The 25006-nt window shown below is 63.1% G+C and carries 21 protein-coding genes; 5 read left to right on the top strand and 16 right to left on the bottom strand.

Going from position 1 to position 25006, the window contains the following annotated elements:
- Window positions 1-70: 70 nt before the first annotated feature.
- Together ACP15W_RS19905 and ACP15W_RS19900 are read right to left on the bottom strand one after the other, a co-directional pair.
- Entirely contained in the window at window positions 71-1123 is a 1053-nt protein-coding gene (locus tag ACP15W_RS19905) for a ParB/RepB/Spo0J family partition protein (RefSeq protein WP_424934700.1), read from the bottom strand.
- On the bottom strand, window positions 1123-2532 hold the full coding sequence (locus ACP15W_RS19900; RefSeq protein ID WP_424934699.1) for an AAA family ATPase: 1410 nt from the start codon (window positions 2530-2532) through the stop codon (window positions 1123-1125). Before ACP15W_RS19900 ends, ACP15W_RS19905 begins: the two co-directional genes overlap by 1 nt.
- A 418-nt stretch (window positions 2533-2950) precedes the next feature.
- Between ACP15W_RS19900 and ACP15W_RS19895 the strand changes: the two genes are divergently transcribed.
- On the top strand, window positions 2951-3982 hold the full coding sequence (locus ACP15W_RS19895; protein WP_424934698.1) for a replication initiator protein A: 1032 nt from the start codon (window positions 2951-2953) through the stop codon (window positions 3980-3982).
- A gap of 93 nt (window positions 3983-4075) precedes the next feature.
- Here ACP15W_RS19895 and ACP15W_RS19890 read toward each other — a convergent pair whose 3' ends face one another.
- From ACP15W_RS19890 to ACP15W_RS19840, 11 genes are all read right to left on the bottom strand, one after another.
- Window positions 4076-5029, bottom strand: coding sequence for a FliM/FliN family flagellar motor switch protein (locus ACP15W_RS19890; protein WP_424934697.1), 954 nt, complete (start codon window positions 5027-5029; stop codon window positions 4076-4078).
- 186 nt (window positions 5030-5215) lie between these two features.
- The gene (locus tag ACP15W_RS19885) at window positions 5216-5752 is read right to left on the bottom strand and encodes a chemotaxis protein CheD (RefSeq protein WP_424934696.1); all 537 of its coding nucleotides are present in this window, start codon (window positions 5750-5752) and stop codon (window positions 5216-5218) included.
- Between the two features lie 8 nt (window positions 5753-5760).
- Window positions 5761-6798: a protein-glutamate methylesterase/protein-glutamine glutaminase gene (locus ACP15W_RS19880; protein WP_424934695.1), complete on the bottom strand. Its 1038-nt coding sequence runs from the start codon at window positions 6796-6798 to the stop codon at window positions 5761-5763.
- Window positions 6799-6910: 112 nt separating this feature from the next.
- Complete coding sequence (locus ACP15W_RS19875; RefSeq protein WP_424934694.1) at window positions 6911-9340, bottom strand: methyl-accepting chemotaxis protein; 2430 nt, start codon at window positions 9338-9340, stop codon at window positions 6911-6913.
- A gap of 418 nt (window positions 9341-9758) precedes the next feature.
- Entirely contained in the window at window positions 9759-10136 is a 378-nt protein-coding gene (locus tag ACP15W_RS19870; protein WP_424934693.1) for a hypothetical protein, read from the bottom strand.
- Between the two features lie 119 nt (window positions 10137-10255).
- Complete coding sequence (locus ACP15W_RS19865; protein WP_424934705.1) at window positions 10256-11083, bottom strand: CheR family methyltransferase; 828 nt, start codon at window positions 11081-11083, stop codon at window positions 10256-10258.
- Window positions 11084-11139: 56 nt separating this feature from the next.
- Window positions 11140-11637: a chemotaxis protein CheW gene (locus tag ACP15W_RS19860; protein ID WP_424934692.1), complete on the bottom strand. Its 498-nt coding sequence runs from the start codon at window positions 11635-11637 to the stop codon at window positions 11140-11142.
- Between the two features lie 4 nt (window positions 11638-11641).
- The gene (locus tag ACP15W_RS19855; protein ID WP_424934691.1) at window positions 11642-13852 is read right to left on the bottom strand and encodes a chemotaxis protein CheA; all 2211 of its coding nucleotides are present in this window, start codon (window positions 13850-13852) and stop codon (window positions 11642-11644) included.
- 22 nt (window positions 13853-13874) lie between these two features.
- On the bottom strand, window positions 13875-14240 hold the full coding sequence (locus ACP15W_RS19850) for a response regulator (RefSeq protein ID WP_424934690.1): 366 nt from the start codon (window positions 14238-14240) through the stop codon (window positions 13875-13877).
- Entirely contained in the window at window positions 14231-14560 is a 330-nt protein-coding gene (locus ACP15W_RS19845; protein WP_424934689.1) for an STAS domain-containing protein, read from the bottom strand. Before ACP15W_RS19845 ends, ACP15W_RS19850 begins: the two co-directional genes overlap by 10 nt.
- A gap of 391 nt (window positions 14561-14951) precedes the next feature.
- Complete coding sequence (locus ACP15W_RS19840) at window positions 14952-16268, bottom strand: NAD(P)H-dependent oxidoreductase (protein WP_424934688.1); 1317 nt, start codon at window positions 16266-16268, stop codon at window positions 14952-14954.
- 98 nt (window positions 16269-16366) lie between these two features.
- Here ACP15W_RS19840 and rfbC point away from each other — a divergent pair, with 98 nt between their 5' ends.
- Both rfbC and ACP15W_RS19830 read left to right on the top strand, forming a co-directional pair.
- Entirely contained in the window at window positions 16367-16915 is a 549-nt protein-coding gene (gene rfbC, locus ACP15W_RS19835; RefSeq protein ID WP_424934687.1) for a dTDP-4-dehydrorhamnose 3,5-epimerase, read from the top strand.
- 154 nt (window positions 16916-17069) lie between these two features.
- Complete coding sequence (locus ACP15W_RS19830; protein ID WP_424934686.1) at window positions 17070-17975, top strand: glycosyltransferase; 906 nt, start codon at window positions 17070-17072, stop codon at window positions 17973-17975.
- A gap of 37 nt (window positions 17976-18012) precedes the next feature.
- Here the strand turns inward: ACP15W_RS19830 and ACP15W_RS19825 are convergent, their stop codons facing one another.
- From ACP15W_RS19825 to ACP15W_RS19815, 3 genes are read right to left on the bottom strand one after another with little or no spacing between them, the layout of a single operon-like run.
- Window positions 18013-19050 (bottom strand): NAD-dependent epimerase/dehydratase family protein, encoded by a 1038-nt coding sequence (locus ACP15W_RS19825; RefSeq protein WP_424934685.1) that lies wholly within the window; start codon window positions 19048-19050, stop codon window positions 18013-18015.
- Between the two features lie 34 nt (window positions 19051-19084).
- A complete protein-coding gene (rfbF, locus tag ACP15W_RS19820; protein ID WP_424934684.1) occupies window positions 19085-19894 on the bottom strand; it encodes a glucose-1-phosphate cytidylyltransferase in 810 nt (269 codons plus the stop codon).
- 25 nt (window positions 19895-19919) lie between these two features.
- On the bottom strand, window positions 19920-21110 hold the full coding sequence (locus ACP15W_RS19815) for a glycosyltransferase family protein (RefSeq protein ID WP_424934683.1): 1191 nt from the start codon (window positions 21108-21110) through the stop codon (window positions 19920-19922).
- A gap of 457 nt (window positions 21111-21567) precedes the next feature.
- Here ACP15W_RS19815 and ACP15W_RS19810 point away from each other — a divergent pair, with 457 nt between their 5' ends.
- A complete protein-coding gene (locus tag ACP15W_RS19810; RefSeq protein WP_424934682.1) occupies window positions 21568-22998 on the top strand; it encodes an O-antigen ligase family protein in 1431 nt (476 codons plus the stop codon).
- 164 nt (window positions 22999-23162) lie between these two features.
- Complete coding sequence (locus ACP15W_RS19805) at window positions 23163-24968, top strand: ABC transporter ATP-binding protein (protein WP_424934681.1); 1806 nt, start codon at window positions 23163-23165, stop codon at window positions 24966-24968.
- Window positions 24969-25006: the final 38 nt, after the last annotated feature.

The raw sequence follows: 25006 nt of genomic DNA, 5'->3' as shown, positions 1-25006 counted from the left end.
AAAGTCCGGGGCTTTCGCGGATCATCTGGCTGTGCATATCGGCAGGATCTGAACATTGATCCGGGGGCGGTCAGATCTCCGTTCGCAGGGACCGGAGCACGGTGCGAATCTCGTCCGCGAGCGCAGGTGTCACACCCTTGCCCCTGAGCTTCAGGGTGAGTGTCGAGCCACTGAGCGATTGTTCCAGCGTCACATCCGGCAGAATGCAATCCGGCTCGGGTTCCGAGGAAGCCGCGGTGCGGGCAGGCTGTGGCTTCGTCGGAGCGGGCTGAAGCAGGTTCTCGAGAATTTCAAGCTCGGCTTCGGGTGTCTGCGGATTACCTTGGTCCAGCGCCCGTGTAATCTCCTCCGAGCCGCCGGCGCGGATCATCTCGACAAGTTTCAGTCCGAGCCGCTCAGGCAAATGCGCGGGGAAGCGCAGATGGGCGTCGAGCGCATGATAGATTTCGAGAAAGCTGCGGATGCGGGAGCGCTTCGGACGGGACGCCGTGGCGAAGAGCGAGAGGAGGGCGGCTTTTTCGGTTTCGAAGATGCCGCGCTGGACCGACAGAGCGGCCACGCGGGCGCGCTCATACTGGCTGAGTCCCACCCGGATCTCGTTTTCCTCGACCATGGCCACATAGGCGGCCTGAGCCGTCTCGGGCCGTCGGATCAGGGCCTGGACGGTGGCGAAGCGGGCTTCGCCGGTTTCCGCGAAGAGCGCCTTGAGGGCGGCAAGCCGACGCCAGCCGGAGATCAAGCCGTAGGGCAGGGTGCTGCCCTCCGCGCGGCCATCCGTGCCAAGCGGGGTGACCTCAATGGGCGTGCGCTGGCCATGGGTGCGGATCGAGGTGCGGAGGGCGGCCATTTCCTCGTCTTCGACCGGAATACGATCGCGGGTGAGATAGTCGGGTGCGATATCCTCGAGCGGCAACTCGATCACCAGGCGCCCACTTTCGCGGGCTTGGGTCACTTCGCGGGTGACCTCCGCCAGAGCCGCGCTTTCGGCGGCATCACCGGCAACGCGCGCGATCGGGGCGGGGGAGAAGGAGGCCTTCAGTGCGGAACCCTGGCCCGAATGTTCCGCGCGCGGAACATTTTCGGCAGGCGAGGTAACGGTTGGGGAAAGGCGGCGGCGGGCCATCAGGCGCTCTCCTTCCGGACAGCAGATTCTTCGGCGCGGGCCAGCTCGTCCCGGCGCCATGATCCGATGAGCAGCCGCTTGAAGCCGGCATAGGTCTCATCGAAGGTCCGGCGCCCACGGGCGTAGGTGTCGCGGTTGAAGTCGCGGTAATCGGCTTCGTAGATACCGTTCACCTGTTCGCCAGCTTGGCCGACCAGTGCGGTGAAGTCCTGCCGCCAGGGCGAGAGCGTGCGGCCGAGATAGGCCTGCATCAGCGCTGCGAGCTCGGCTTGTTGGGCGCCGTCATAGCGGGTGACGACCGCACGTACCGCATCCCACTCGAAATGGGTCTCGGGCCGACCAAGAGCGCGGGCGGCGAGGTTCTCGCCTTCCTCGATCGACTGAAAGGTGGAGTGCAGCATGTCGAAGAAACGGCCCGTGGAATCGAACTCCAGAAAGCTAGCCCCGAGCGGCACCAGCAAAATGTCGGCAGCGGCCAACCCGTTGATGGTGAGATAGCCGAGCGCAGGGGGCGTATCGAGAATGACCACGTCGTATTGTGCGAGCACCCCGTCGCGCTCCAGCGCGCCCGTGAGCGCCTCCCAGAGTTTCCAGCTCCGCAGACCCATCCGCCAGACGGGGATCTGGAACTCTGCCCAGTAGAGATTGAGCTGGGCGCCGATGAGGTCGATATTCGGCCAATGGGTCGGCTGGATGACATCCTGAGCCGTCTTCTTGAGGGAGGTCTCGAGCATGTCGTCCAGAGGTTGTGGCGGATCCCCGCGCTCGACCCGGCGACGGTTCTCCTCGCGCAGCCCAAGTGCGTAATCGCGGGCAATGAGCGGGAAAACAGTGTTCCACTCGTCCTCAACCTTGCCGCCGAAGATCGAGGTCATCGAGCCCTGGCTGTCGAGATCGATCACCAGGACCCGGTAGCCGTCGAGGGCGGCGGACATGGCTAGATGGGCCGCGGTAGAGGTCTTGCCGACACCGCCCTTGAAATTGGCAATGGCGGTGATCTTCGCGGGCAGCCCCTTCGGACGCCAGGGGCGGTATTCCTTGGTCCGTGACCCTTCCGCGGCAAAATGGGCCCGCAGCCGCTGAACCTCGTCGAGGGTGAACCATTTGGCGCCACCCTCGGTTTCGGCCTTGCCCTGGGGCAGGTTCGGGTTTGCCCGCAGCACCCGCCGAAAATGGGCCGGGGCAACCGGAATCAGATATTTGGTGATCTCCCAGGTGGAGAACATGCGGAGTGTCTTGCGGCCCTCCACCCCGTGACCCCGGCTCAGGAGATCGTCCCGGCCCCGGGCGCAAAGGGATGCGATCTCGGCGAAGTCGCCGGTGCCAACCGGATCTCCCTGCTCCGCTAGAGCCGTATCCGGAGAGATGTTGAAATAGGGGGGAAGGGAATCCTCGGAAGCCTGAGACATTTGCGTGGACCTGCTCTCACCGGATTGCGGGGTTTGAATTCCCGCATGTGCTCTCTTTTCTTCAATGTATCATGATTCGCAGCACATGGAACATGAAATAGGACACCGGGGAAATTTTCTTTGAAAAAGCCTGTTTTCCGAATGCCTTGGAGGTCTGTCGAATTTGAGAGAATTTTCTTTGAAGGTGTTATTGCGTGTTATTTCTAGTGTTACGAAATTTGCTGGGGCAAAGAACTGTCTGTTTTTATTCAGGTAGTGGATCTTTCGAGAGGACCAGGTGAATCTGGAACCACGTTTATCCGATTCCGAAACCACGAGCGAGTGAATCTGGAACCCCGAAACAAACGTTGCGGCAAACGTCCGGCCTCCATAGGCTCGGTGTCACCGAAACCACGATAGAAAACGGAACTACCGTTTCATGGGGCAGACCGATATCGAGCAAGGCGGGGGAGCAATTCCTGCGTCGCAGGCCGCGGGCGATTTTTTCATCTGCGATCTTCCCTGGGCCGCGCCCAAGGATGACATGGCCACAATGGAGCATCCGCTTTTTACTCTGGCCACTCGTCCGGACCGGCGTATCCTGCGTTATGAGCACGGAGAGGCGATGATCGAGATCACGCCTTCGGTGAAGGGGCTCGCGACGATCCATGACAAGGACATTCTGATCTTTTGCATCAGCCAACTCATGGGGGCGGTCAATGCCGGTCGGCCCACGTCGCCGGTACTGCATCTGAGGGCGCATGATCTGCTCGTAGCCACTCGGCGCGAGACCAGCGGTGACGGGTACCGGCGGCTTCGCGAGGCCTTGGAGCGACTATCGGGCACGCGGATTGTGACCAATATCGAGACCGGCGGAGTGGAGAGCACGCGCGGTTTCGGGTTGATCGACAGTTGGGAGATCCTGCGCAAGGCGCGCGGCGGGCGGATGATGCTGGTGACGGTGACGCTGTCGGACTGGATCTATCGCTCGGTGCTTTCGAAATCCGTTCTGACGTTGCACAGGGATTATTTCCGGCTTCGCAAGCCCCTGGAGCGACGGGTCTATGAGATTGCGCGCAAGCATTGCGGCCGGCAGGCGGAATGGCGGATCGGCCTGGAGCTTCTGCTGAAGAAGTCTGGATCGACCTCTCCGCGCCGGGTGTTCCGCAAGATGATCCGCGACATGGAGGCGCAGGACGGACTTCCCGACTACAGCCTTTCGCTTCTCGAAGGGGATGTGGTGCGGGTATGTGCCCGTGCAGAGCTTCTCGATGGGGCAGGGGAGGCGCCTCGTCTTTCGGCAGAGGTTTACGAGCGGGTGCGAGCCGCAGCCCCGGGGTACGATCCGTATTGGCTCGAGGCGGAATGGCTGCGCCACTGGCGGGCCTCCGGAAAGCCGCCTTTGCGCCGCCCGGAAGCGGCGTTCGTGGCCTTTGCACGTGCCCGTGCGCAGAGAGCGCCCCTCACCTGAGGGAAGGGAACGGGGGAGCATTTCCCGAAGAGCAGGCGGAATGTTCCGCATGCGGAACATTCCAGAGAGGATGGAGCGGGGAAAAGGGCGTGTTCAGAGAAGCGGTTTGAGCTGTTCGTGGACGCGCCGGTCCACTGCTTCGTCAAGCTTCACCACCTTGTTTCCCTGGAAGATGCCGAGCTTTCCGGCGGCAATCTGCGCGGTCTTTTCTCCGGGCTGGGAAACCATGAGACCGACATTGTCCGGCGCGCTGGCGGGAATTTCAAGGACGTCGCCGGGTTTGAGCGCCTCCAGCGCGGCAATCGTCAGTTTCTTGCGGTGAAGAACGGCGTTGATGACGACCGGGGAGGTTACGGCGGCGCGGCGCATCTGGATCTTCCACAGGTCCTGCGCCTGGCTTGCATGTTCGTCCGGGACTTCGTCCTGAACCGCGGCGCGGATCGCATCAAGCGTGGCCAGGGGCAGAACAAGCTGCAGGTTCCCGGCCCGGGCGGCTTCTCCGATGTCGAGTGCAATGTTGTAGACCAGCACGTCCACGTAGTCCGGGGCAATCCGGACCTGGGTGATATCCTGGCGCTGGCCAACAATGTCGAGGCTTCGGGTAACGGGGCGTCCGAAACAACTTGCGACCGCCCCCATGAAGGCATTCGCCAGTGCCTCGAGCGGCAGCCGGCAGAGCGCCATGTCTATACTGGTGAAGGAGCGGGTAATCGGGACAGGGGCCGAAGCGTGGTCGCCCCCCAGCATCAGGTCGATCAGGTGGTAGGCGAGATCGGTATCGACGGCCAGAAGCCCCTGCGCCTTGGTATCCTCGACCTCGGCAAGACCGAGCATGGTGGGAACCGAGATGTCCTGAATTGCATCTGCCAGCTTGATGATCTTGCATTCGAGCACCATGGCGCTGACCATGGTCTTGACCAGCGGGCGAAACCCTTCTTCCAACTGGCGCGCGAAGGTCTCACCGATGAAGTCCGGTTCGGGTAGGGGGGAGCGGGCCACCCCGCCCTGCTGCAATTTGCGCTTGAGCAGGTTTTCCGTGATCGACATCGGTGGCCTTTCTCGATGGTCCAGGAGGCAGATTCCGGGGGATGGCGGAAGTATTTGTCCCTGTCCGGTGCTTGGTCGAAGTCTTCGCCGGAATGGTTTCCAAAGCGTGAAAACAGCCCCGCAGCAGGCCCTCGTATCAAAGGGGAGCGCGAGAGAAGCAACGCGGGTGCGGTGCGATCTCCGGGATCAGAAGAGTTCGACGTCGTTGGCGGGCTTGGGCGCCTTGACGGGCGGAGCCGGTGCGATCGCCTGCACGCTTCCCAGAAGCATCTGCTTTGCCCGTCCCGAAGCGGGCCAGTACCGGATACGCCGTGCTTTCGTGCCGCCGATGCTTTCCGCAAGGCAGGGAATGCCCTCGTCGCGCAGGAAGCCCCGGGCGAATTCGCCGTTGCTTTGGCCGATATCCGACAGGCCCGCGATCATTCGTGCGCCGCCGAAGATCTTGGCTTCCAGACGCTCCTTGCGCGCGCCGGCCTTGAGCAGGGCGTTGATGAGAAGTTCCATGGATTGCGCGCCGTAGAGGACCTGATCGGAGGAACCGGATCGGGATTCCGGCAGGAGAAAGTGGTTCATCCCGCCCACGCCCGCAACTGGGTCCCGGATGCAGGCGGCGACGCAGGAGCCGAGAATGGCCGTCAGAACGGAGGAGTCATCCCGCGCGACGGCGTAATCGCCTTGGATGACGTGAATGAGGCGCTCGGGTTGGCTGGTGCCGGCGGTCATGTTGCTCCTCATCTTGCCAACCGCTTTTCTGCCTGGCAGAGGGTAAGAACCGCCGAAGGAATGGCGGCAAGGGGAAGTTCTCGCTCCACGGCGCCACATTCGGCCGCCGCTCTGGGCATTCCGTAGACGAGGCTTGTTTCCTTGTCCTGTCCGAATGTAGAGGCGCCGTTCCGGCGCATTTCCAGAAGCCCTTGGGCCCCATCCCGCCCCATCCCGGTCAGGATCACACCGATCGCGCGGGTTCCGAGCCGCGCGGCGGATCGAAACAGGACATCAACCGAGGGGCGGTGCCCCGATGTCAGCGGGCCCTCCGTGAGCCGACAGGCGAGGCTATGGCTGCCGCCGCCGATCTCGAGATGCATCGTGCCGCCAGGGGCGATATAGACATGGCCCGGCTTCAACGGCGCGCCGTCACGCGCCTCGCTGATCCGCGGTGCGCAATTCTGGTCGAGCCTTTGGGCGAAGCTCGCGGTGAAGCTCTCCGGCATATGCTGGGTGATGACCGTGGGGGGACAGTTGGCGGGGAAGGCCGAGAGCACCGAGAACAGGGCATCGACGCCTCCGGTCGAGGCTCCTATTGCGATGACCCGTCCGTTGGCACGAAAATCGGGAGCGGCCGGATTATGGCGCTTGCCCGCGCCGAGGGTGTCGCGCGGGGCCCGAGCGGCTGCTTTCACTTTGGCTGGAAGGTCCGCAAAGGGATCCGAAGGGCCGCCATGGGCGGGTTTGGCAACGCAGTCGAAAGCGCCGATAGCCAGTGCCTCGATAGAAGCGGCCGCTCCCTCGCAGACCTCGGAGGACACCATGATGACAGGAGTCGGCCGCAACCGCATGATCTTCTCGAGAAATGCGAGCCCATCCATGCGCGGCATGTTGATGTCGAGTGTGACGACATCGGGCGAAAGGGCCTTGATCGCCTCGCGCGCCTCGTAGGGGTCACCTGCCTCACCGACCACGGTGATCTGTGGATCCCGCTCGAGATGTGTCCTGAGGATGGCCCGCATGGTCGGGGAATCGTCGACAACGAGCACCCTGGTCGTGTTCATTTCTGCCCCCGGAATCGGTTCTCGCGCAGTGTAAGGAAGCCGAAACCCTGTCCGGCTCTGGTGCCGTTTCGTCCATGGCCGCCGCCGTGGCGGAAAATGTCAGCCCGTGTGATCAAAAGTCCGTCCAGTCATCCGTGATCTCATCCTCCTCGATCGCCAGGGCCGCCGCACTTGCGCTGCGGCGGGGAAGGGACGGGGAGGGGGCGCCGGCTACCCTGACCGGGCGCGGTGTGGCGGGTTTCGAAGGCGCGGGCCTGGGCGCCGGTGTCGCGGAGGTGCGGGCCACGCCTTCTTTCACCTCGAAGCGCATGGCGATACCTTCCAGCGCTTCGGCCTCGGCGCGCATGGCATGGCTCGCGGCTGTCGTTTCCTCCACCATGGCCGCGTTCTGCTGAGTGACCTGATCAAGCTGGGTCACGGCCGAGTTGACCTCGGAAAGGCCGTTGGCCTGTTCCCGGGCAGAATGTGCGATCCCGTTGACAAGATCGGTGATGTTCGCCACCGCGGCGGTGATGGTCTCCAGTGACCGGCCGGACTTGCGCACCAGTTCCACGCCACGCCCCACCTGCCGGGAACTGGTGGAGATCAGCCCGGAGATCTCCTTGGCTGCATCGGAAGACCGCTGGGCCAGCGCCCGCACCTCGGAGGCCACCACGGCAAAGCCCCGGCCGGCCTCTCCGGCACGGGCCGCCTCGACGCCGGCATTGAGCGCAAGGAGATTGGTCTGGAAGGCGATGTCGTCGATCACACTGATGATCCGGGAAACATGTTCGGAGGATTTCTCGATTTCCCCCATGGCTTCGACCGCTTCGCGCACAACCCGTCCGCTTTCCTCGGCACTCTGGAAAGTGGAGGCCACGCCCGCATTGGCCTTGTCCGCATTCTCCGCAGCGGCACGCACGCTGGCTGTCAATTCCTCAAGGGAGGCTGCGGCCTGCTCGAGCGCAGCGGCCTGGGTCTCGGTGCGATGGGCCAGATCGTCCGAGGCCTGGGACATCTGGACAGATTTGTCACGGATCGCTTCCGAGGTCACGAAGGCGGTCGCGAGGACGGAATCGAGCTCTTCGAGCGCGTTGTTGTAGTTCTTGCGCAATTCCTCGTATTCGGGCGCGAAGCTTTCGGTCAGGCGCGTCGTGAGCTTGCCGCCCGCGAGATCTGCAAGCGATGCGGAAAGCTGACTGACAACCTGCGCCTGCTGGGCCTCCGTGCGCTGGCGCTGCACGATGCCCTCGAGGCGTTGAACCTCGTTTTCCGTCACGTCGTTGGCGATCTTGGTCACGCGGATGACTTGCCCGGACTTGTCGCGGACCGGGCTGTAGGATCCGGTGATATAGATCTTGCGGCCCCCCTTCGCCACGCGTTCGAAGAGGCCATACTGTGCCTGGCCCTTGGCCAGGTCCTGCCACATCCGCTTGTAGTCGGGGGAAGTGGTCTGTTCGGCAGGCATGAACATGGAATGATGCTTGCCGACCACCTCGGCCTCCGCATATCCCACCGTGTCCAGAAAGGGTTTGTTGGCCCGAAGAATCTCGCCTTCGGGGGTGAACTCGATGACGGCTGTCTGACCGAAGGTCATGTCCTCGAGCGCAGTGACATCGCTCATCAGGGCCACGACCTTGTAGGGCTTGCCGGACTGGTCGCAGATCGGCCCCAACATGGTGTTGAGCCAGAAGCGGCGACCGTCCTTTGCCACCGCCAGGAACTTGTCGCAGGTGCCCTGGCCCTTTTGCAGTCCCTCCCACATGCGCGGCTCGGCGAGACCGCGGCCTGCCTTCCGGTCGGGGTTGAGGATGGAAATAGGCTGACCCTCGAGATCCGCGGCACCATAACCAAGCATCTTCTGCAGGATCTCGTTGACCGAGAGAATCTCGCCCTTTGTCGACAGCTCCATCACGCCCTGGTTATGCTGAATTGCCTCGATGATCCCGCTGTTGACCCGTGCCGCGGTGACATCGACCCATTCGAGCGTGCAGCCGACGAATTCCCCGCCGGAGTCGAGCACGGCGCTGACACTGAGTGCGAACTTGAAATCGCCCACGGCAATATCGGCGCGGTAAGGCATACGCCCGGGATCCGCCATGATCTTTGCCTGGTGCGAAGGATCGCGGTGGAACTGGTCGATGCACTGACCGACGATCGTCTCTGGACTGATATTCGGCCAGAACTGCCGGAACATCGGAAGATACCGGGACAGGAGATCCAGGAAGGACTGGTTGACGTCGAGGATCCTGCGCTCCCGGTCCACCAAGAGCATCGGAATGGAGGATCCATTGAACGCGGACCCCTTCATGAGGGCAATCCGTGTGTCTTTCTCGCTTGCCGTGGTATTCGAGGTCGGCCTGGCGCGGAGGAAGACGAGCCCCGCCATCCCGCAGACAGCGCCGCCCAGAAGCATTGGAAAGATGAGACTTGCCACCAGGTCCGGCTCTGCGGCCCCCCGAAGCCCCATGAACACGAGAATGCCCGACACGAGTGCCGTGAGCATGCCGAGGGCCGTGGCGATGGCGGGATATCCAAAGCGCGCCGGAAAGGAATTCATCATCGCAATGTCCTCGGAAACGTAAGTTTGCCAGCCCCCGGCCGCAGTCGCTCGGATGAAGCGTTGACCTGACAGGGCGTCAATGAATGGACCGGGAGAGGAAGGAAGTGGATTGCCACCACGTTACCCCAGGCCGATGCCCCATGGAGCATGTTGCGGAGACACGGTGTCACGTCCACGGGGCCCTCATCATTCTGGTGCACATGTCGCGGTCGGATGCGTCCGGGCAGGTGCAGTGATAATGGCGGCATCCTTTCCGTATGTTGTTAAATCCGGCTTAATCGCGCTTCCAGGCCGGTGGTCATGTCAAATTACAACATAATAAAGATTACCCGTAATCTATCTGTAGCTGGGCACATTCTAAACTTGGTTGCAGCATTCCGCGGGCCGTATGTCCCCGTTCCCGATACGGGATCTCCGGTCAGAAGAAGGTGCAGTCGTTGTCTTCGTCGGCAGATGCGAGGCTTGCCGCGGGAATGACCTCATCGCCACAAAGCCTGTGGGCCAAGTCGCGCAGGTTGAGCCGGCTCGCCGCGGAATGCACGTCCACATGCCAGGTTTCCGGCGATGAGGCTGCGAGCGCCTGAGCGAAAGTCGACAGATCGCCGAGGATCTGAGCAAGCCGGTCCACATCCTGCAGGCTGAAGATCGCTTCGCAGGAGGTGTCTCCGAGACTTGCGAGGATCGAACTGATCGAGATCTGCAGGTCGAGCGCGGTTTCCTGGGCCGTGGACAACTCTTCGGCCAGTGCCTGAAGGGGCCCTTGCATGGCGGTTTCATCGAGCGGCGGCTGTGTCACGCCGGATGGCTCCTGCGGGGCCTGCACTCGTGGATTGCAGGGGATCGACGCAGCCGTCCGCCGCGCCAGCCCATCTCTCGAAAGGTGTTCCATGCCGAGTCCCCCGATACCGGCATGTCTCAAACTCTTCGGTAGGAGGTCACGCCGTCGCTCTGAAACATAGGTAGCGCCAATGTATTAACACGCTCGGAATGGCCGACAAAAAGCCAGCTTCCGGGGGACATTCTTTCCGAAAATGCCTTCCAGACGGATAATTCCGTCTCTGCATCAAAATAGATCACCACGTTTCGGCAGAAAATCACGTCGAACATGCCCTTCATCGGGAGGGGAAGCGTGAGGTTCAGTTGACGGAAGGAAATTAGGGCACGGGGCGTGGAGCCGATCGCAAAACACGGTTCGCCTTCTCCGGGAACAGGGTCGAAATGCGTCCTGCGCAGGGGGCCCGGAACCGCTTCAAGGGCGCGCTCGGGATATATCCCCCGGCTGGCGGTGGCGAGTACTGCCCGGTCGAGATCGGAGGCGAGGATCTTGACATCATAGCGCCCCGCTTCGGGCAAAAGCTCGAGGAGCGTCAGCGCGATCGTGTAGGGCTCCTCCCCGGTCGAACAACCCGCAGACCAGAGCCGGACCCGCCCCCCTTTCCTGGCGTGTTCGAGCAGCGGCGGCAGGATGCGGGACCGGAGCAGATCGAAATGATGCGGTTCGCGGTAGAAGCGCGTCACGTTGGTGGTAATGGCGGTTATGAGTTCCTGGCGTTCGTGAAGCGCGTCTTCTCCCCTGCCCTCGATCAACTGGCAATAGGAACCGAATTCGCTCATTCCAAGCGCGCGCAGGCGCTTGGCGAGCCTGGCCTGAACCAGGGCCATCTTGCTGTCGAGCAGGGTGATGCCGGCGTATTCACGCACTGCCTTCGCGATGCGATGGAATTCCTGCGGTTCGAGCCGAATCTCGTGGGATGATCTGCTTCCGGCAGCCGCGGTCCTTCGAGGCCTTTCGGCAAGCGTCACGCAGCTTCCCCGCATTTGGTCGGGAAGACCCGCTTGAGATCCAGAAGCCGGATCATCCGGCCCTCGACCGCCATGATCCCCTGGACATAGCCCTGCGCCGTCTCCGTGCCGACCGAGGGGGTGGGCTGGAACTCGTCCTGCTTGACGGTAAGGATGTCGGAAACGCCATCGACCACGAGGCCGATGAGCTGGTCATCGACCATGACGACGATGATGACGTCGCGCGAGGTCGCCTCGCGGGTGGCCAGCCCGAGCCGTCGTGACAGATCCACGATCGGAAGCACCGACCCTCGCAAGTTGATCAGCCCGCGCACATAGTCCGGCGAATGCGGTAGGGGCGTGGGCGGTGTCCAGCCGCGGATTTCGCGGATGTTCATGATGTCGATACAGAAATCCTGCTCCGACAACCGGAAGGAGACGATCTCGCGATAGGCCGACGAATCCGTTCCCGGGGCTTCGGTTTCCGCGTTCTCGGTATCTGTCCTGTTCGTCATGGTGCTATCCTGCAAGGGCGAAGGAGGTGCGGCTTGCGGAGAAGCTGCGCGCCGCGTCGGAGACGATGGCATCGGTATCAAGGATCAGGGCGATACGGCCGTCGCCCAGAATCGTGGCGGCCGCGATCCCGGAGACCTCGCCGTAGTTTTCCTCGAGACCCTTGATCACCACCTGCCGCTGGTCCTGGATACCGTCCACCACCAGAGCGCGCTGATCGCCGTCGCTGGTCTCGATGAGCAGAATCACCCTGTCCTGGAAATCGGTCAGGGCCTCGCCGAAACCGAGTTGATGGCCCACGTCGATGATCGGCACGAACTCGCCGCGCACCTGCACTACGCGTTCATCCGCGCCGAGTGGGTGGATCTGGGCTTCTTCGGGCTTGAGCATCTCGAGGATGGCGGAGAGCGGGACCACCACCGTCTGGTCCGCCACGCTGACGATCATTCCGTCGAGGATGGCGAGTGTCAGAGGCAGGGAGATGGAAAAGGTCGAGCCCTCGCCTGGCTGCGAGGTGATCGATATCCGTCCGCCGAGAGCAGCGATCGAGCGTTTGACCACATCCATGCCGACGCCGCGTCCCGAAAGGTCGGAGACGGTCTGGGCTGTGGAGAAGCCGGGCAGGAACAGCAGGTTGTCGATCTCGCTGTTGCTGAGTTGTGCATCGGGCGGAATGAGGCCCTTGTCGATGGCGATCTGCAGGACGCGTTCGCGGTTGATGCCTGCGCCGTTGTCCACCACCTCGATCAGCACCCGGCCTGAACGGTGTTCGGCCGTGAGGTGGATCGAGCCTTCGGAGGGCTTGCCCTTCCCTGTCCGGACGTCCGGTCGTTCCAGCCCGTGATCGACCGCGTTGCGGATCATGTGGGTCAGCGGATCGGCCAGGCGCTCGATGACCGTCTTGTCGACTTCCGTCATCTCGCCTTCGGTGACGAACTTCACCTGCTTTCCGGTGGCATCTGCCGCTTCGCGCACGATCCGGGCCATGCGCTGAAAGAGGGATTTTACCGGCTGGGCGCGAATGGCGAGCACGCTCTCCTGCACCTCGCGGGTGAGATGCTTGAACTCGTCGAGCCCGACCGCGATGGCCGAAGAATTGGCGAGACCGGATTCAATCACCGACTGCGAAAGCATCGCCTGGTTGATGACAAGTTCGCCTACGAGGTTGATGAGCCGGTCGACCCGCTCGAGATCCACGCGCACTGTCGCGGTGGCGCCCCCCCCTCCGTTCCCGGCGGCCGCGGGGGCTGCAGCCGCTTTCCTAGGGGCCGGGGGGGCACCCTTTTCCGCAGCGCTTGCGGGGGGAGGCGTAGACGTCGCCGGTGGCGACTGGGGGGGGGCTGACGGGGCCGCAATGGTCTTTTCCGCCGTGACGTCCCCGTCCGGTTCCGCGGTTGTCTCGACCGGCGCGAGAGCCTCCGGCCCGGCTTCTTCCGTATCCTGCCCGCCATTCGGAACATGCTCGATCCCGAGTTCGCAATCCCCTTCGACGAAGTCGAAGATCTCGTGGATCGCGCTTTCGGGAGCTTCGGTTCTCAGCTCGATCTCCCAGCCGACATAGGCTTCCAAGGGCTGGATTTCCGCGAATGGTGGCAGGTCAGAGAGATCGCAGGTGACGCGGGCCTCGCCCAGTTCGGACAGTTCTCGGAGCATATGCGCGGGCTCGTTGCCGCGTTCGTAGAGTGTCGTGAACGGGCGGAAGACGATGCGCCAGAGCGGCGCTCCGTCGCTTTCCGCGGCGGTTGCTGGCTCGGCTACGGCTTCGACCGCTTTTTCGGCCTCCTTGGCCTGCGCTTCCGCCGCCGGTTGCTCCGCGGCGGGCTTGGCACCGTCCGGGTCGCAGAAGGCCACGAGCGCATCGACCTGCACCTGAACCCGTTCGGGGTCGACCTCGCCGCCGTCGCGCGAGACCACGACAAGATCTCCCAGTACGTCGGCCGAACGCGTCAGCGTGCGCAGCACGTCCTCGGAGGCGGCAAGCCGGCCCGACCGGACCGCATCGAGGGTGGTTTCGAAGGTATGGGCGAACTCGACCAGCGCAGTCAGACTGAAGGCGGCGGCTCCCCCCTTGATGGAGTGAACTGCCCGGAAGACGGTGTTGACCGTCTCGATATCATCGGGCTGCTCGTTGAGCGTTTCGAGCCCCTCTTGCATCGCTTCCAGAAGTTCTTCGCATTCCACGAAGAACATCTGCATGATCTCCTGCATCGGATCCATCTGAGGTGCTCTCCTTGCCTTCTCAGCCGGCCACGCGCCGAACGGCTGCGACCAGCTTGTCCCTGTCGAAGGGCTTCACGATCCATCCCGTCGCCCCCGCGGCCCGGGCGCGCTGCTTGAGTTCGGGTGCGCTTTCCGTGGTCAGCACCAGGATTGGTGTGCCGCGCAGGTCATTGCGCCCGCGCACCCCCTCTATGAAGCCGAATCCGTCGAGTTTCGGCATGTTGATATCGGTGATGATGACGTGGGGCGTGACGGAACCCAGCATTTCAAGTCCCTCCTCGCCATCTCCAGCGAGGCAGACATCGAAGCCCTGGGGCACGAGAGCTGCGCGCAATAGGTCACGCATCGTCTTGGAATCATCGACGGCCAGGACGGTCAAGGACATGTGGTGTTCTCCCGGGACTGAAGCGCGTCGAGGCTGATACCCAAATGATCCAGCGCCATCAGGAAATCGGTGGATGGATCGATGATCCGGAGCCTGTGGCCCGTGTCGCGCCAATCTTCACCGGCTGCGAGCAGGACCTGCAGGCAGGGGGTCGAGACGGCAATGACGCCGGATGCGTCCAGATCCACGGGCTCTCCCCTGAGCGCCTGCAGGCTCTCGAGCAGTGCGGGCGCGTGCTGCACCGACATTCGGGCCTCGAGCTGAATCCGGGAGGGCGTTCCCGAAGCGGGGTCTGCCGTCTGCGCAGTCTCAGTACCCATGCGATATCCATTTGTGAAATCTGCTGGTCGGAGTCGAATGATCCGGAAGCGATACGGCGGCATGAGCCCGGCACGCCCTCCGTTTCGTGACTTCCAAGTTGTCTGTCTCTTTCGTCACGATTGCCGTCACACTCCTGGGACGCGTCTGGTCGAATGGCGTGGCGCGTCCTGTCTGCCTCCAACTTTCTTGTTGGCAGGGGGTGTTTAAGGAACGATTACCCCAGAAAAAATTTCACCGGCGAGGCCGCTCTGCACGTTTTCCAGGGAGCGGGCTCCTGGCGTGATGCCGACTGACCGCAGCATGGGCCGAGCCCGAACAGACAAGCCCCGGCCCATGGTGATCCCATGGCCGGGGCGGATCTTCATCGAAAGTCTTTTTCGGATGGGCCGGTCAGGCCGCCGAGGATTTCAGGTTGAACATCTCTGCCTGCTCCCGGCGCAGCTGGTCGATGAGCCGGCCTTCGGGAAGGTCCACATCCGCATAGGTGAGCGCCGTATCCTTGGGCAGGTCGCGCTTGAGCGTTGCCCCCACCGCCACGCCGATGGGCAGTAGGTTCTCTCTCACCGTGGCTGCGGCGGTCTCGGCCTCGCCATAGACCGTATAGCCGCCGAGCTCGTCGATCATCTCGCCTGCCTTGAGATCCCGCTTGGCAAGAGTGATCACCTCGACCTGCGGCGCACCGATCGGGGCGATCGCGGCATCGCCGAAGAGGGCTGCGCGCGCGATGGTCGCCGGAACCTCGAAATGACAGAGGTGATAGGGGGTGTAGAAGCAGTAGAGCGGGCCTTCGCCGAGCTTGTAGAGGTTGAGGTAATGCTTCTGGCGCGGGTGATCGATGGTGCCGAGCACGAAAACGCCCGGCCCGGGAGCGGCCCCCACCACGTAATCGACGATGCCGGGGCCGGAGATGAGTTCTTCCGGGTCGTAGAGCTTGGCGGCCTGCTCGATCGGCGTGCCGCCCTCGACGGTGAACCCGTGCATTCCGCGCTTGGCCACCGTCATGCCGGTGGCGTTCGCCACGATTGCCTGTTCGAAGGAGATCTTGGTGCCGTCGGCGAAGGAGGTGACCATTGCCGGTTTCTGGCCCCACTGCTTCGCAAAGCCTTCCTGGGTCGTCGGGTTCCGGTATGGATCCTGCAGTCCCTTGATATTGCCGCAGAGCACCGGACGCACGCCGATACCTTTGACGAAGCGGTAGAGGTTCTGCTCCACGCCGGGCTGATCGCCGTCCACGTTGGTGTAGACCACACCCGCCTTGTCGGCCTTCGTTTTCAGGAGGCAGCCCACGGTGCCGTCGAGTTCGGCATTCATCAGGATGATGTGCTTGCCATGCTCGATGGCAGCGAGCACCAGCGGCAGCGCATCCTCGACCGCCCCGGTCACTTCGAGAAAGACATCCACATGAGGGCTGGTCGCGACCAGCATCGGATCCTCGGTGACGGCCGGCTTTCCGGCCTCGATGGCGCTCGCAAGGGCGCTCGCGCTGTCGCAGATCACGGCGCCGTCCTGGCCCGCATCCGCATAGGCCTTCACCGCCTTTTCCGGTGTGCGGTTGGCGATCGCGGTCACCTGCATCTGGCCCTTGAAGGCGGTGTTGATCTGCAGCACCACGCCGGCGGCCATGAAACCCGCGCCGATCATGCCGACCCGGATGGGGGGCGCGCCGTCGGCTGCGCGTTTGGCCAATGCGGAATCGACGATGATCATGATTGTCTACCCCTTCCTCAACTACCTATACGGGTCCCGGCAATACACTCGCGGCATGGCCCGGGTCGAATCATTTTGCAGATATGAGGAGTAAGCGTATGGAGTTTCTTAAGACGAGCCTGCAGGACGCAGTGCTGATCGATCTCACGAAATTCGAGGATGCGCGCGGATTCTTCGCCAGAACCTTCTGCGCCGAGGAATTCGGCAAGCAGGGACTGGTGACGAGCTTTCCCCAGAGCAACTACTCCTACAACGTGGCCAGGGGCACGCTGCGCGGCATGCACTACCAGAAGGCGCCCCATGGTGAGGTCAAGCTCGTCCGCGTGGTGCAGGGTGCGATCCTCGATGTCATCATCGACCTGCGCCCGGATTCCTCCACTTATCTCAAGTGGGAAGGCTTTGAACTCACGGCGGAAAATGCCCGAACGCTCTATGTGCCGGTGGGGTTCGCGCACGGGTTCCAGACGCTTGAGGACGACACCCATGTGACCTATCAGGTCTCCCACCCCTACACGCCCGGGGTCGAGGGGGGGCTGCGCTACGATGACCCCGCCTTTGGCATCAAATGGCCGCTGCCGGTGAGCACGATCTCGGACAAGGATGCGGCTTGGCCCGATGCCGATCCCGCAGCAGGCATTCCGATCTGAGTCACGCCTTCGCGATCCCATTCGCGTGAAACGCGGCAACCATAAGCCGACATTGTGATTATCCTCACTTTGTTCGGCTATGATGGTTGCGATACTTTCATGGCTTGAGAGTGGGAAGTCGTGACAGTTGGAACATGCGAACGGGAAGAGGCCAGTGAACGGGGAGCGTGAAATCCTGCCGCGCGTTTCCATCGTGATCCCCTGCTTCAACGGCGAGGGATACCTTGGAAAGGCAATCGAAAGCTGCCTTGCGCAGGATTATCCCGATGTCGAGATCATCGTCGTCGATGATGGCTCGTCCGACGGAAGCGTGGCGCTTGCACGGGCTTACGAGGGCATCGTCTGCCTGCCACAGGCCAACCAGGGCGTATCGGCCGCGCGCAACAACGGGATCGCGGCCGCGACGGGCGATTTCATCGTTTTCCTGGACCATGACGACGAACTGACCCCCGATGCACTCCGGATCGGTGTCTCGCTACTCGAGGCCCGCCCCGAACTGTCCTTCGCCTTCGGCTTGCGCCAGACGATCGATGCCGAGGGGCAGGTTCTGGCCGAGCCGGAGGAGGCGCCGGAGGAAGGGCTTCTGACATATACCGGCGCCTTTCACGCCGGCTTCCCCGTGCCGCCCTCCCTTGCACTGTTCCGCACTGCGGCCGTGCGCGAGAGCGGCGGCTTCGACACCAGCATGCATATCGGCGAGGATTACGATTTCTTCCTGCGGGTGCTGCGTGTGGCTCCGGCCTGGCGGCACGGAGCCATCGTCACGCGCTACCGGCGGCACGAGTCCAATGTCAGCCAGCAGAAAGCCTCCGCCCTGACAGCGGTGCTTGCGGTACTCGATGCCCAGGCACCGCATGTGGCAGGCGATCCTGCGAAGGAAGCGAAGCTGCGGGCCGGCAGGCGGGCGTGGAAGCGCCTCTTCGGCAGCATGATCCCGGGTGAGGTCATCCGGGCCCTGAAGGCCGGGGAACTCCGCCGGGGAACTATGGCGGTCTGGACCTTCATCTACCACGCCCCCTGCACGATCGAGGGCGCGGTCTCACGCTTGCTGATGTTCTGAAGGCCCGCGTCGCAGGCCTTCGGAGGTCTTCCGGAAATCAGACCTTTTCGGTCGGGGTCCAGAACAGCTTCGCGTCGATCTGGTGGGTGTCCTGCAGGTAGCGCAGCTCCTTGAGCCGCGTGTAGGGCGGGTTCTCGAACATCTCCTTGGTAAGGCCGATGCGCTCGAAAACCGCGCGCAACTGATGCGCGCCGCGCTCGGCGGTCCAGGAGGTCTTGAAGTCCGGCATGTGCTCGCGGATCTTGGCGAAGGAAACCCGGTAGGAGCGCGTATCACCGCCGCTTTCTCCGATGGTCAGTTCGCAGCCCGGGAAGGCGCTTGCGACGATCTCGGCAATCTCGCGGATCCGATAGTTCTCGCTGTCCGCACCCACATTGAATGCCTCGCCCGCGACAGCCTCCTTTGGCGCCTTCAGCGCGCAGAGCATGGCCTCGCAGATGTCCTCGATATGGGTGATCGGCCGCCAGGGCGACCCGTCCGAGGTCATGCGGATTTCCTTGATGGTGTGGGCAAAGCCGCAGAGGTTGTTGAGCACCAGATCGAAACGCTGGCGCGGGCTTGCGCCATAGGCGGTGGCGTTGCGCATGAACACGGGCGTGAAGTCGTCCGCCATGAGATCGCGCACGCCTTCTTCCACCAGGATCTTGCACCGGGCATAGGCCGTCTGCGGCGCAAGCTCGGAGGTCTCCGTGCGCATCTCGTCGCCGCCTGCGCCATAGGTCGAGCAGGAAGACGCCTGGATGAAGCGCGTGACACCGGCCTCGCGGGCAAGCCGCGCCAGCCCTACGGAACCGCGGTGGTTCACATCCATGGTGAGATCGGGATCGTTCTCGCCGATCGGATCGTTGGAGAGTTCAGCCAGGTGAACGACGGCGTCGAAACCCTCGAGATCGGATTTCGTGATGTGCCGCTGGTCCTTGGAGATCACCTGCGGATGGGCCTTGCCATCGTCGAAGAGCCAGCCGCGGCGATAGTAGCCGGTGTCGAGACCCATCACCTCGTGGCCTGCTTCGAGAAGCTTCGGGCCCATGATGGCGCCGATATAGCCGTCGGCACCGGTCAGAAGAACGCGCATGGTCGGATTACCTTGTTCAGTCAGAATTTGGCCGTCAGCCGTTGGCCGCGGCGGCGTCGCTGCCATCGCGGTCCCAGATCTTCCACGGCGCCTTGCCGCTTTCCCACATCTTCTCGAGCACGTGCTTGTCGCGCAGCGTGTCCATGTTCTGCCAGAAACCGGGATAGTGATAGACTGCGAGTTGGTCGTCCGCGACGAGGCCCTTCAGGGGTTCCTCCTCCCAGACGGTGGTATCATCGACCACGTAGTCGATCACGCCGGGCTCGCAGATGAAGTAGCCGCCGTTGATCAGGTGGCCGTCGGTCATGCTCTTCTCGCGGAAGCCCTTGATGCGGGTCTTGTCCGGCGAGAGATCGAGCGCACCGAACCGGCCCGGCTGCTGCACGGCGGTGACGGTGGCGAGCTTGCCGTGTTCGCGGTGGTAGCGGAGTGTCTCGGGGATGTTGAGATCGGTCACGCCGTCGCCATAGGTGAGGCAGAAGGTCTCGTCGCCGATATAGTCGCGCACGCGGGCGAGCCGGCCGCCCGTCATGGTCTCGAGCCCGGTATCGGCGAGCGTCACCTTCCAGGGCTCGGTCGAGACGCGGCGCACCTCGACGGTGTTGTCGGCGAGGTTGATGGTCATGTCATTGGAGCGATGAAAGAAGTCGAGGAAATACTTCTTGATCATGTGCCCCTTGTAGCCGCAGCAGATGATGAAGTCGTTGAACCCGTGCGCCGAGTAGATCTTCATGATGTGCCAGAGCATCGGCATGCCGCCGATCTCGACCAGCGGCTTGGGCATGGTCACGGTCTCTTCACTGAGACGCGTCCCGTAACCGCCTGCAAAAATCACGACCTTCACGATCAACCTCCGCAACCAGGAATAACTACTCGCCTGCCGCCACTCTATACGTGCTTGGACGATCCGAAACTATCCTTATCTGATCGGCCAGGTGCGCCATTTTGTCGACACGCTTAACATGCGCTTCCGAGGGCGCGAGCCCGGCCGTCCCGAGAATCTCCTCCCAGCGGAAGGCCCAGTCGTGGCGCCGGAGCGCATTGGTGATATTGGCTTCCCGCACGGCGCGGACCCGCTCCGGATCGGCTTCGAACCGGCCAAGCACCTCGTGCAGGTCGGTGCCTTCGGGTGCAATCTCCACCACCGCGTCCGGCCAGTCGAAGAGCGCGTCGAATTCCGGGCAGGTGGGGCGCGAGCCGAGCAGCACCGCCCCGCCCGCGGAGCCCTCGAAATAGCGCGTCGAGATCGCCCGCTCATTGCCGATGATCTCATCCTTGGTGGGGCTCACGGCGACCGGGTCCCAGGCGATGTAGTAGCGCGAACGGCGGACCATGTCGGCATTGCCGGCGCGGGCCTCGGCCCAGTCGCGGGCCAGGATGCCGGTCCAGATGTCATGAATGTAGAAGGCACCTTCGGTCCGGGATTTCTCCATCAGCAGGTCATGCACTTCCGCACGCCGCCGCCCCATGGAGAAGAAGTCGATGACCCGGTCGGGCAGCATGGGCACGGTTTCACCTGCGGGCGCGATCGCCGCCAGACTGTCGGCCGCGGTGGGCAGGAAGGAGACCGGCGTGCTGGTGTAGCGTTTCAGTTCGGGCGCCGAGGAGGCGTTAAGCACGAAGACATGGTCGAACTGGTCGAGGATGCGCAGGTCTGCCTTGCGCTTCTCGAATTGGGAAGACCAGGTCTCCAGCACGAAGGCCACGGCGAATTTCGACCGCGCCCGCCAGTCGCGCACCTGATCGATATTCGTGAGTTCCCGCGTGAACTGGCACATGAACAGACAGAGGTCGTATTCCGCATCGAGCCCGGCCTGGGCCATCTGCGGTGCGAACCCCTTTCCCATGGCGCGCCGCGCCTGGCCGGCAAGGCCCTGGGCGGCAAATTTCAGGATGCCCGACGGCGAGGACGCCGTGGCCGGATCAGGCCCGGTGGCCGGTGGTGCCACGATTGTCGCGTTCTCGATCTGGGAAATGATGTTGTAGAATTCGAATGGGACACCGTTCCACGGTTTGCGGACCGCGTTGTAGGTCGAGATAAGAAGAACGCTTCTGTCCATTCGCGATATCCATTGGATCCGGGCAGGAAACCGTCCTGCGCAAGGGCGTCTTGTTTTTCCTAGACCAAAACCGGTTCGGATTGAATCCCAATCTGAGAGGGATGCGGCACCGCCCGTCTTGCCTGGTCCCCTGTCCTTTTCCTTTCCGGTCTTTCCTGCTGGTCCGAAGCTGCGGCTTCACGGATCCTAATCGCGGAAGGTGTTAAAGATATCCTTAGCCACTGACAGGCATTTTCGGTTACCATGGCTGAGACAGGTTTTGACCCGGCAGGAAATTTGCCCGATACAGGGGCCGTCCATGGGGGTGGGCGCGCAATCCCGATGGCGGAAGCCGCTGTGAGGTTTCCGGTAGCGGGAGAGGTCTCTCGTGGTACGGGCAGGAGTATGCGGGTCAGTGTGTTCGAGAATGGTTGAGCGGGGCGCGCCTGCACGGGCGGTACCGTCAAAAGAGAGCCGGATGGCCGAAATCCGCAGACGCTCCCTTTCCACCTCTCCGGAGGAAAAGGCCGAACGTTCCACGCGCTCCAAGGCCCGCCTTTTCGCGATCCTGTTTGCCTGCCTGCTGATCCCGGGATCCTTCTTCCTCGCAGGCGCCCGTTTCACCCCCTACAGGGCCTTTCTGCTGATCGCCTTCGTGCCGCTTCTCATCCAGTTCCTGCGCGGAGCGGCGGGGCGGTTCACCAGCGTGGATCTGCTCGTCATCCTCTATGGCGCCTGGATCACCATGTCCATGCTCGTCCATCTCGGGTTCGAGCGCATCGATTTCATCGTCATCCAGCTCGTCGAGGCGATCTGCGGCTATCTCATCGGCCGCGTGCTCGTCCGGAACGCGTCGGAGTACCGGCTGTTCTTCCGCTGCTTCTTCTGGGGGCTTCTGGCCATTCTGCCCTTTGCAATCCTGGAGATGCTGACCAAGACCAACCTCACCAGCCAGATCGCGGGCACCGTTCTGCAGCCCTACCCGACATCGACGGTGCCGCCGCGGTTCGGCCTGCACCGGGCGCAGTCCTCCTTCGAGCACCCCATCCTCTTCGGCCTGTTCTGTTCGCTGGGCTTCGCGAATGCGCTCTTCATCTTCAAGGGCGAGAAGATGCGACGGCTGTTCTGGACCGGTGTGGTCTTCCTCTCGACCTTCACCGCCCTGTCCTCCGCGCCGCTTCTGGCCCTCGTGATCCAGACCGCGATGATGACTTGGGACCGGCTGGTGCAGGCGGCCAAGAGCAAGTGGTTCTTCCTCGTGGCCTTCGGCGGAGGCGCCTTCCTCCTGCTCGAACTGGTCACGCCGAACGGGGCCGTCGATTTCCTGATCTCGACCGTGACGCTCAACCCTGCTTCGGGCAATTACCGGCTCGAGACGTTCCGCTATGTCTTCGCCGCGATCCTCCGCTACCCGCTTTTTGGCACCGATGACCCGGACGACATCGGTCTGCCCTGGTGGCATACGGGCAGTATCGACAACTTCTGGCTGGTGACGGCGATCGAAATGGGCCTGCCGGCCATGCTGTTTCTCTTCAGTGCCATGGTGCTTCACCTGGTCCGCGCGATCACGGCGGACGGTCTCGACGATACCGCCTCCCGCTACCGCACGGGGCACTTCATAGCCATTCCGGGCCTGATCTTCCTGCTGATCACCGTGCATATCTGGGGCGCGGCCAACGTGATGATCATGGCCTATATCGGCGCGGGCGCCTGGATCTATGCTCCGCAGGTGCAGAAAGCGCCGCAGAGACGACGCGCGGCTCCCGCCGCGAAGCGCGAAGAAGAGCCCTCTTCCCCGCCCCCGGCGGGCAAGAAACCCGGCCCGGTTCGACCGCCAGCGACCCAGGTCGCGCGTGACCGGACACGGGTAAGGGGATCGACGGGGCGCTATGGAGGGGGGCAGTCGTGACCGGCCTTCCGGAACGGAGATTGCCGGGCTGCGGGTGGCTTCCGCCATTGCCGCAGGCCCGTTTTGCAGACGATACCATCACAATGGGCGGGATGTGTTGCGAAGGCCGGTATCGTCCGGCTGGTGCGCCTCGCGGCCGATGGCAAGAAGAGTGGTAGGAGCCCATGCTCGACATTTACAGGATGCTGCTTTCCCTATTCACGCCGCGTGAGCGGCGGATCTTCTATCTCGTGCTGGCGATCATCGTCGTCTCCGCGGCCATCGAGACCGTCGGCGTGGCCGCGATCCTGCCGTTTCTCGCGCTTCTGTCGGACCCTTCCGCCATCCAGACCAATGGGTTGCTCGCCTTTCTCTACGATTTCTTCGGGTTCACCGACAATCAGAGCTTCCTCACTTTCGTCGGCATCTGCGTCTTCGTCGTGTTCATCCTGAGCCTCTTGGCGAAGACCGCCACGCTCTACGCACTGGCACGCTTCGGCTTCATGCGAGCCGCCAGCCTCAGCATGCGCCTGCTGAGCGGCTATCTGCACCAGCCCTATACCTGGTTTCTGAACCGGCACAGCGCGGATCTGGGCCGGGCGCTGCTCTCGGAAATCGACATGCTCTCGCAGACCGTGGTGGTGCCGGCCATGCGGCTCCTGGCCAATGTGGTCTTCGTGGTCCTGCTGGTCTGCCTGCTGGTCACGGTCAACCCGGTCGCGGCCATGCTGATCGGCGGCATCATCATGAGCTGCTACGTGGCGATCTTCTTCGGCTTGCGCAAGCTCATCTCCCGGCGCGGAAAGGAGCGGCTGGCGGCCAACAGCGCGCGGTTCCAGATCGCTCAGGAAGCGCTCGGCGGTGCCAAGGAAGTCAAGCTGATGGGACTCGAGGATGCCTATACCGCGCGGTTCAGCACGCCGGCGCGGCGCATGGCCCGGGCGCTGGCGGCAAACCTGATCATCGGCGAGTCCCCCCGCTACGCGCTGGAGGGGATCGCCTTCGGCGGCATGCTGCTGTTCATCATCTTCATGTTGATCTCCGAGAACGGCTCGCTCACGGCCATCCTGCCGCTTCTGGGCATCTATGCCTTCGCGGGCACGCGGCTTTTCCCCGCCCTGCAGCAGGTCTTCCGCCAGGCCGCAGGCATCCGGTTCAACCGCCCCGCGCTGGAGGCGATCTGCAAGGATTACGCGGAAGTGCAGGGGAATGTCTCTCAGCGGCCCAAGGGGCCAGCGCCGGCGCCCCTGCCCCTCACCGAACGGCTGGAACTTTCCGGGGTCCGCTACGGCTATCCCCAGTCCGACCGCCGGGCGCTCGACGGGATGGATCTCACCATCGAGGCGAATACCACCGTGGGCATCGTCGGCGGCACGGGTGCGGGCAAGACCACGGCGGTCGACATGATCCTGGGGCTTCTGGCTCCCGACGAGGGTGAGTTGCGCGTGGACGGCGTGCCGATCACGCGGGAGAACCGGCGCGCCTGGCAGCGCACGATCGGCTATGTGCCGCAGCAGATCTTCCTGACCGACGAGAGCGTGCGAAGCAACATTGCCTTCGGCGTTCCGAAGGAGGAGATCGACGAGGCCGCCGTCGAACGCGCCGCGCGGATCGCGGAACTGCACAACTTCGTCATGGAGAACATGCCCGAAGGCTATGACACCATGGTGGGCGAGCGGGGCGTGCGTCTCTCGGGCGGCCAGCGCCAGCGGATCGGAATCTCGCGCGCGCTCTATCACGACCCCGACGTGCTGATCCTCGACGAAGCCACCAGCGCGCTCGACAATCTCACCGAACGCGCGGTCATGGACGCGGTTCACAATCTCGGCCACGCCAAGACCATCATCATGATTGCCCACCGGCTCACCACGGTGAAGGATTGCGACATGATCGTGATGCTGGAGCATGGCCGGGTCGTGGCCAAGGGCACCTATGATGAACTGCTTGCGGAAAACACCCGGTTCCGGGCGCTCGCCAGCGGCGAGGGCTGATGCCGGGGCATGAAAAAGGCGCGGCGAACATCATCGCC

This window comes from Amaricoccus macauensis (assembly GCF_049800915.1).
GTDB lineage: Bacteria > Pseudomonadota > Alphaproteobacteria > Rhodobacterales > Rhodobacteraceae > Amaricoccus > Amaricoccus macauensis_A.
This window is presented reverse-complemented; position numbering and strand designations above follow the sequence as displayed.

What these genes read in the sequence shown, in the direction of transcription:
- ACP15W_RS19905 (WP_424934700.1), bottom strand. Translation starts at nt 1,123, where the DNA reads ATGGCCCGCCGCCGCCTTTCCCCAACCGTTACCTCGCCTGCCGAAAAT.
- ACP15W_RS19815 (WP_424934683.1), bottom strand. Translation starts at nt 21,110, where the DNA reads ATGGACAGAAGCGTTCTTCTTATCTCGACCTACAACGCGGTCCGCAAA.
- ACP15W_RS19810 (WP_424934682.1), top strand. Translation starts at nt 21,568, where the DNA reads ATGGCCGAAATCCGCAGACGCTCCCTTTCCACCTCTCCGGAGGAAAAG.
- ACP15W_RS19890 (WP_424934697.1), bottom strand. Translation starts at nt 5,029, where the DNA reads ATGTCGATCACGGAAAACCTGCTCAAGCGCAAATTGCAGCAGGGCGGG.
- ACP15W_RS19895 (WP_424934698.1), top strand. Translation starts at nt 2,951, where the DNA reads ATGGGGCAGACCGATATCGAGCAAGGCGGGGGAGCAATTCCTGCGTCG.
- ACP15W_RS19875 (WP_424934694.1), bottom strand. Translation starts at nt 9,340, where the DNA reads ATGATGAATTCCTTTCCGGCGCGCTTTGGATATCCCGCCATCGCCACG.
- rfbC (WP_424934687.1), top strand. Translation starts at nt 16,367, where the DNA reads ATGGAGTTTCTTAAGACGAGCCTGCAGGACGCAGTGCTGATCGATCTC.
- ACP15W_RS19825 (WP_424934685.1), bottom strand. Translation starts at nt 19,050, where the DNA reads ATGCGCGTTCTTCTGACCGGTGCCGACGGCTATATCGGCGCCATCATG.
- ACP15W_RS19880 (WP_424934695.1), bottom strand. Translation starts at nt 6,798, where the DNA reads ATGAACACGACCAGGGTGCTCGTTGTCGACGATTCCCCGACCATGCGG.
- ACP15W_RS19860 (WP_424934692.1), bottom strand. Translation starts at nt 11,637, where the DNA reads ATGACGAACAGGACAGATACCGAGAACGCGGAAACCGAAGCCCCGGGA.
- ACP15W_RS19840 (WP_424934688.1), bottom strand. Translation starts at nt 16,268, where the DNA reads ATGATCATCGTCGATTCCGCATTGGCCAAACGCGCAGCCGACGGCGCG.
- ACP15W_RS19900 (WP_424934699.1), bottom strand. Translation starts at nt 2,532, where the DNA reads ATGTCTCAGGCTTCCGAGGATTCCCTTCCCCCCTATTTCAACATCTCT.
- ACP15W_RS19885 (WP_424934696.1), bottom strand. Translation starts at nt 5,752, where the DNA reads ATGACCGCCGGCACCAGCCAACCCGAGCGCCTCATTCACGTCATCCAA.
- ACP15W_RS19855 (WP_424934691.1), bottom strand. Translation starts at nt 13,852, where the DNA reads ATGGATCCGATGCAGGAGATCATGCAGATGTTCTTCGTGGAATGCGAA.
- ACP15W_RS19845 (WP_424934689.1), bottom strand. Translation starts at nt 14,560, where the DNA reads ATGGGTACTGAGACTGCGCAGACGGCAGACCCCGCTTCGGGAACGCCC.
- ACP15W_RS19850 (WP_424934690.1), bottom strand. Translation starts at nt 14,240, where the DNA reads ATGTCCTTGACCGTCCTGGCCGTCGATGATTCCAAGACGATGCGTGAC.
- ACP15W_RS19805 (WP_424934681.1), top strand. Translation starts at nt 23,163, where the DNA reads ATGCTCGACATTTACAGGATGCTGCTTTCCCTATTCACGCCGCGTGAG.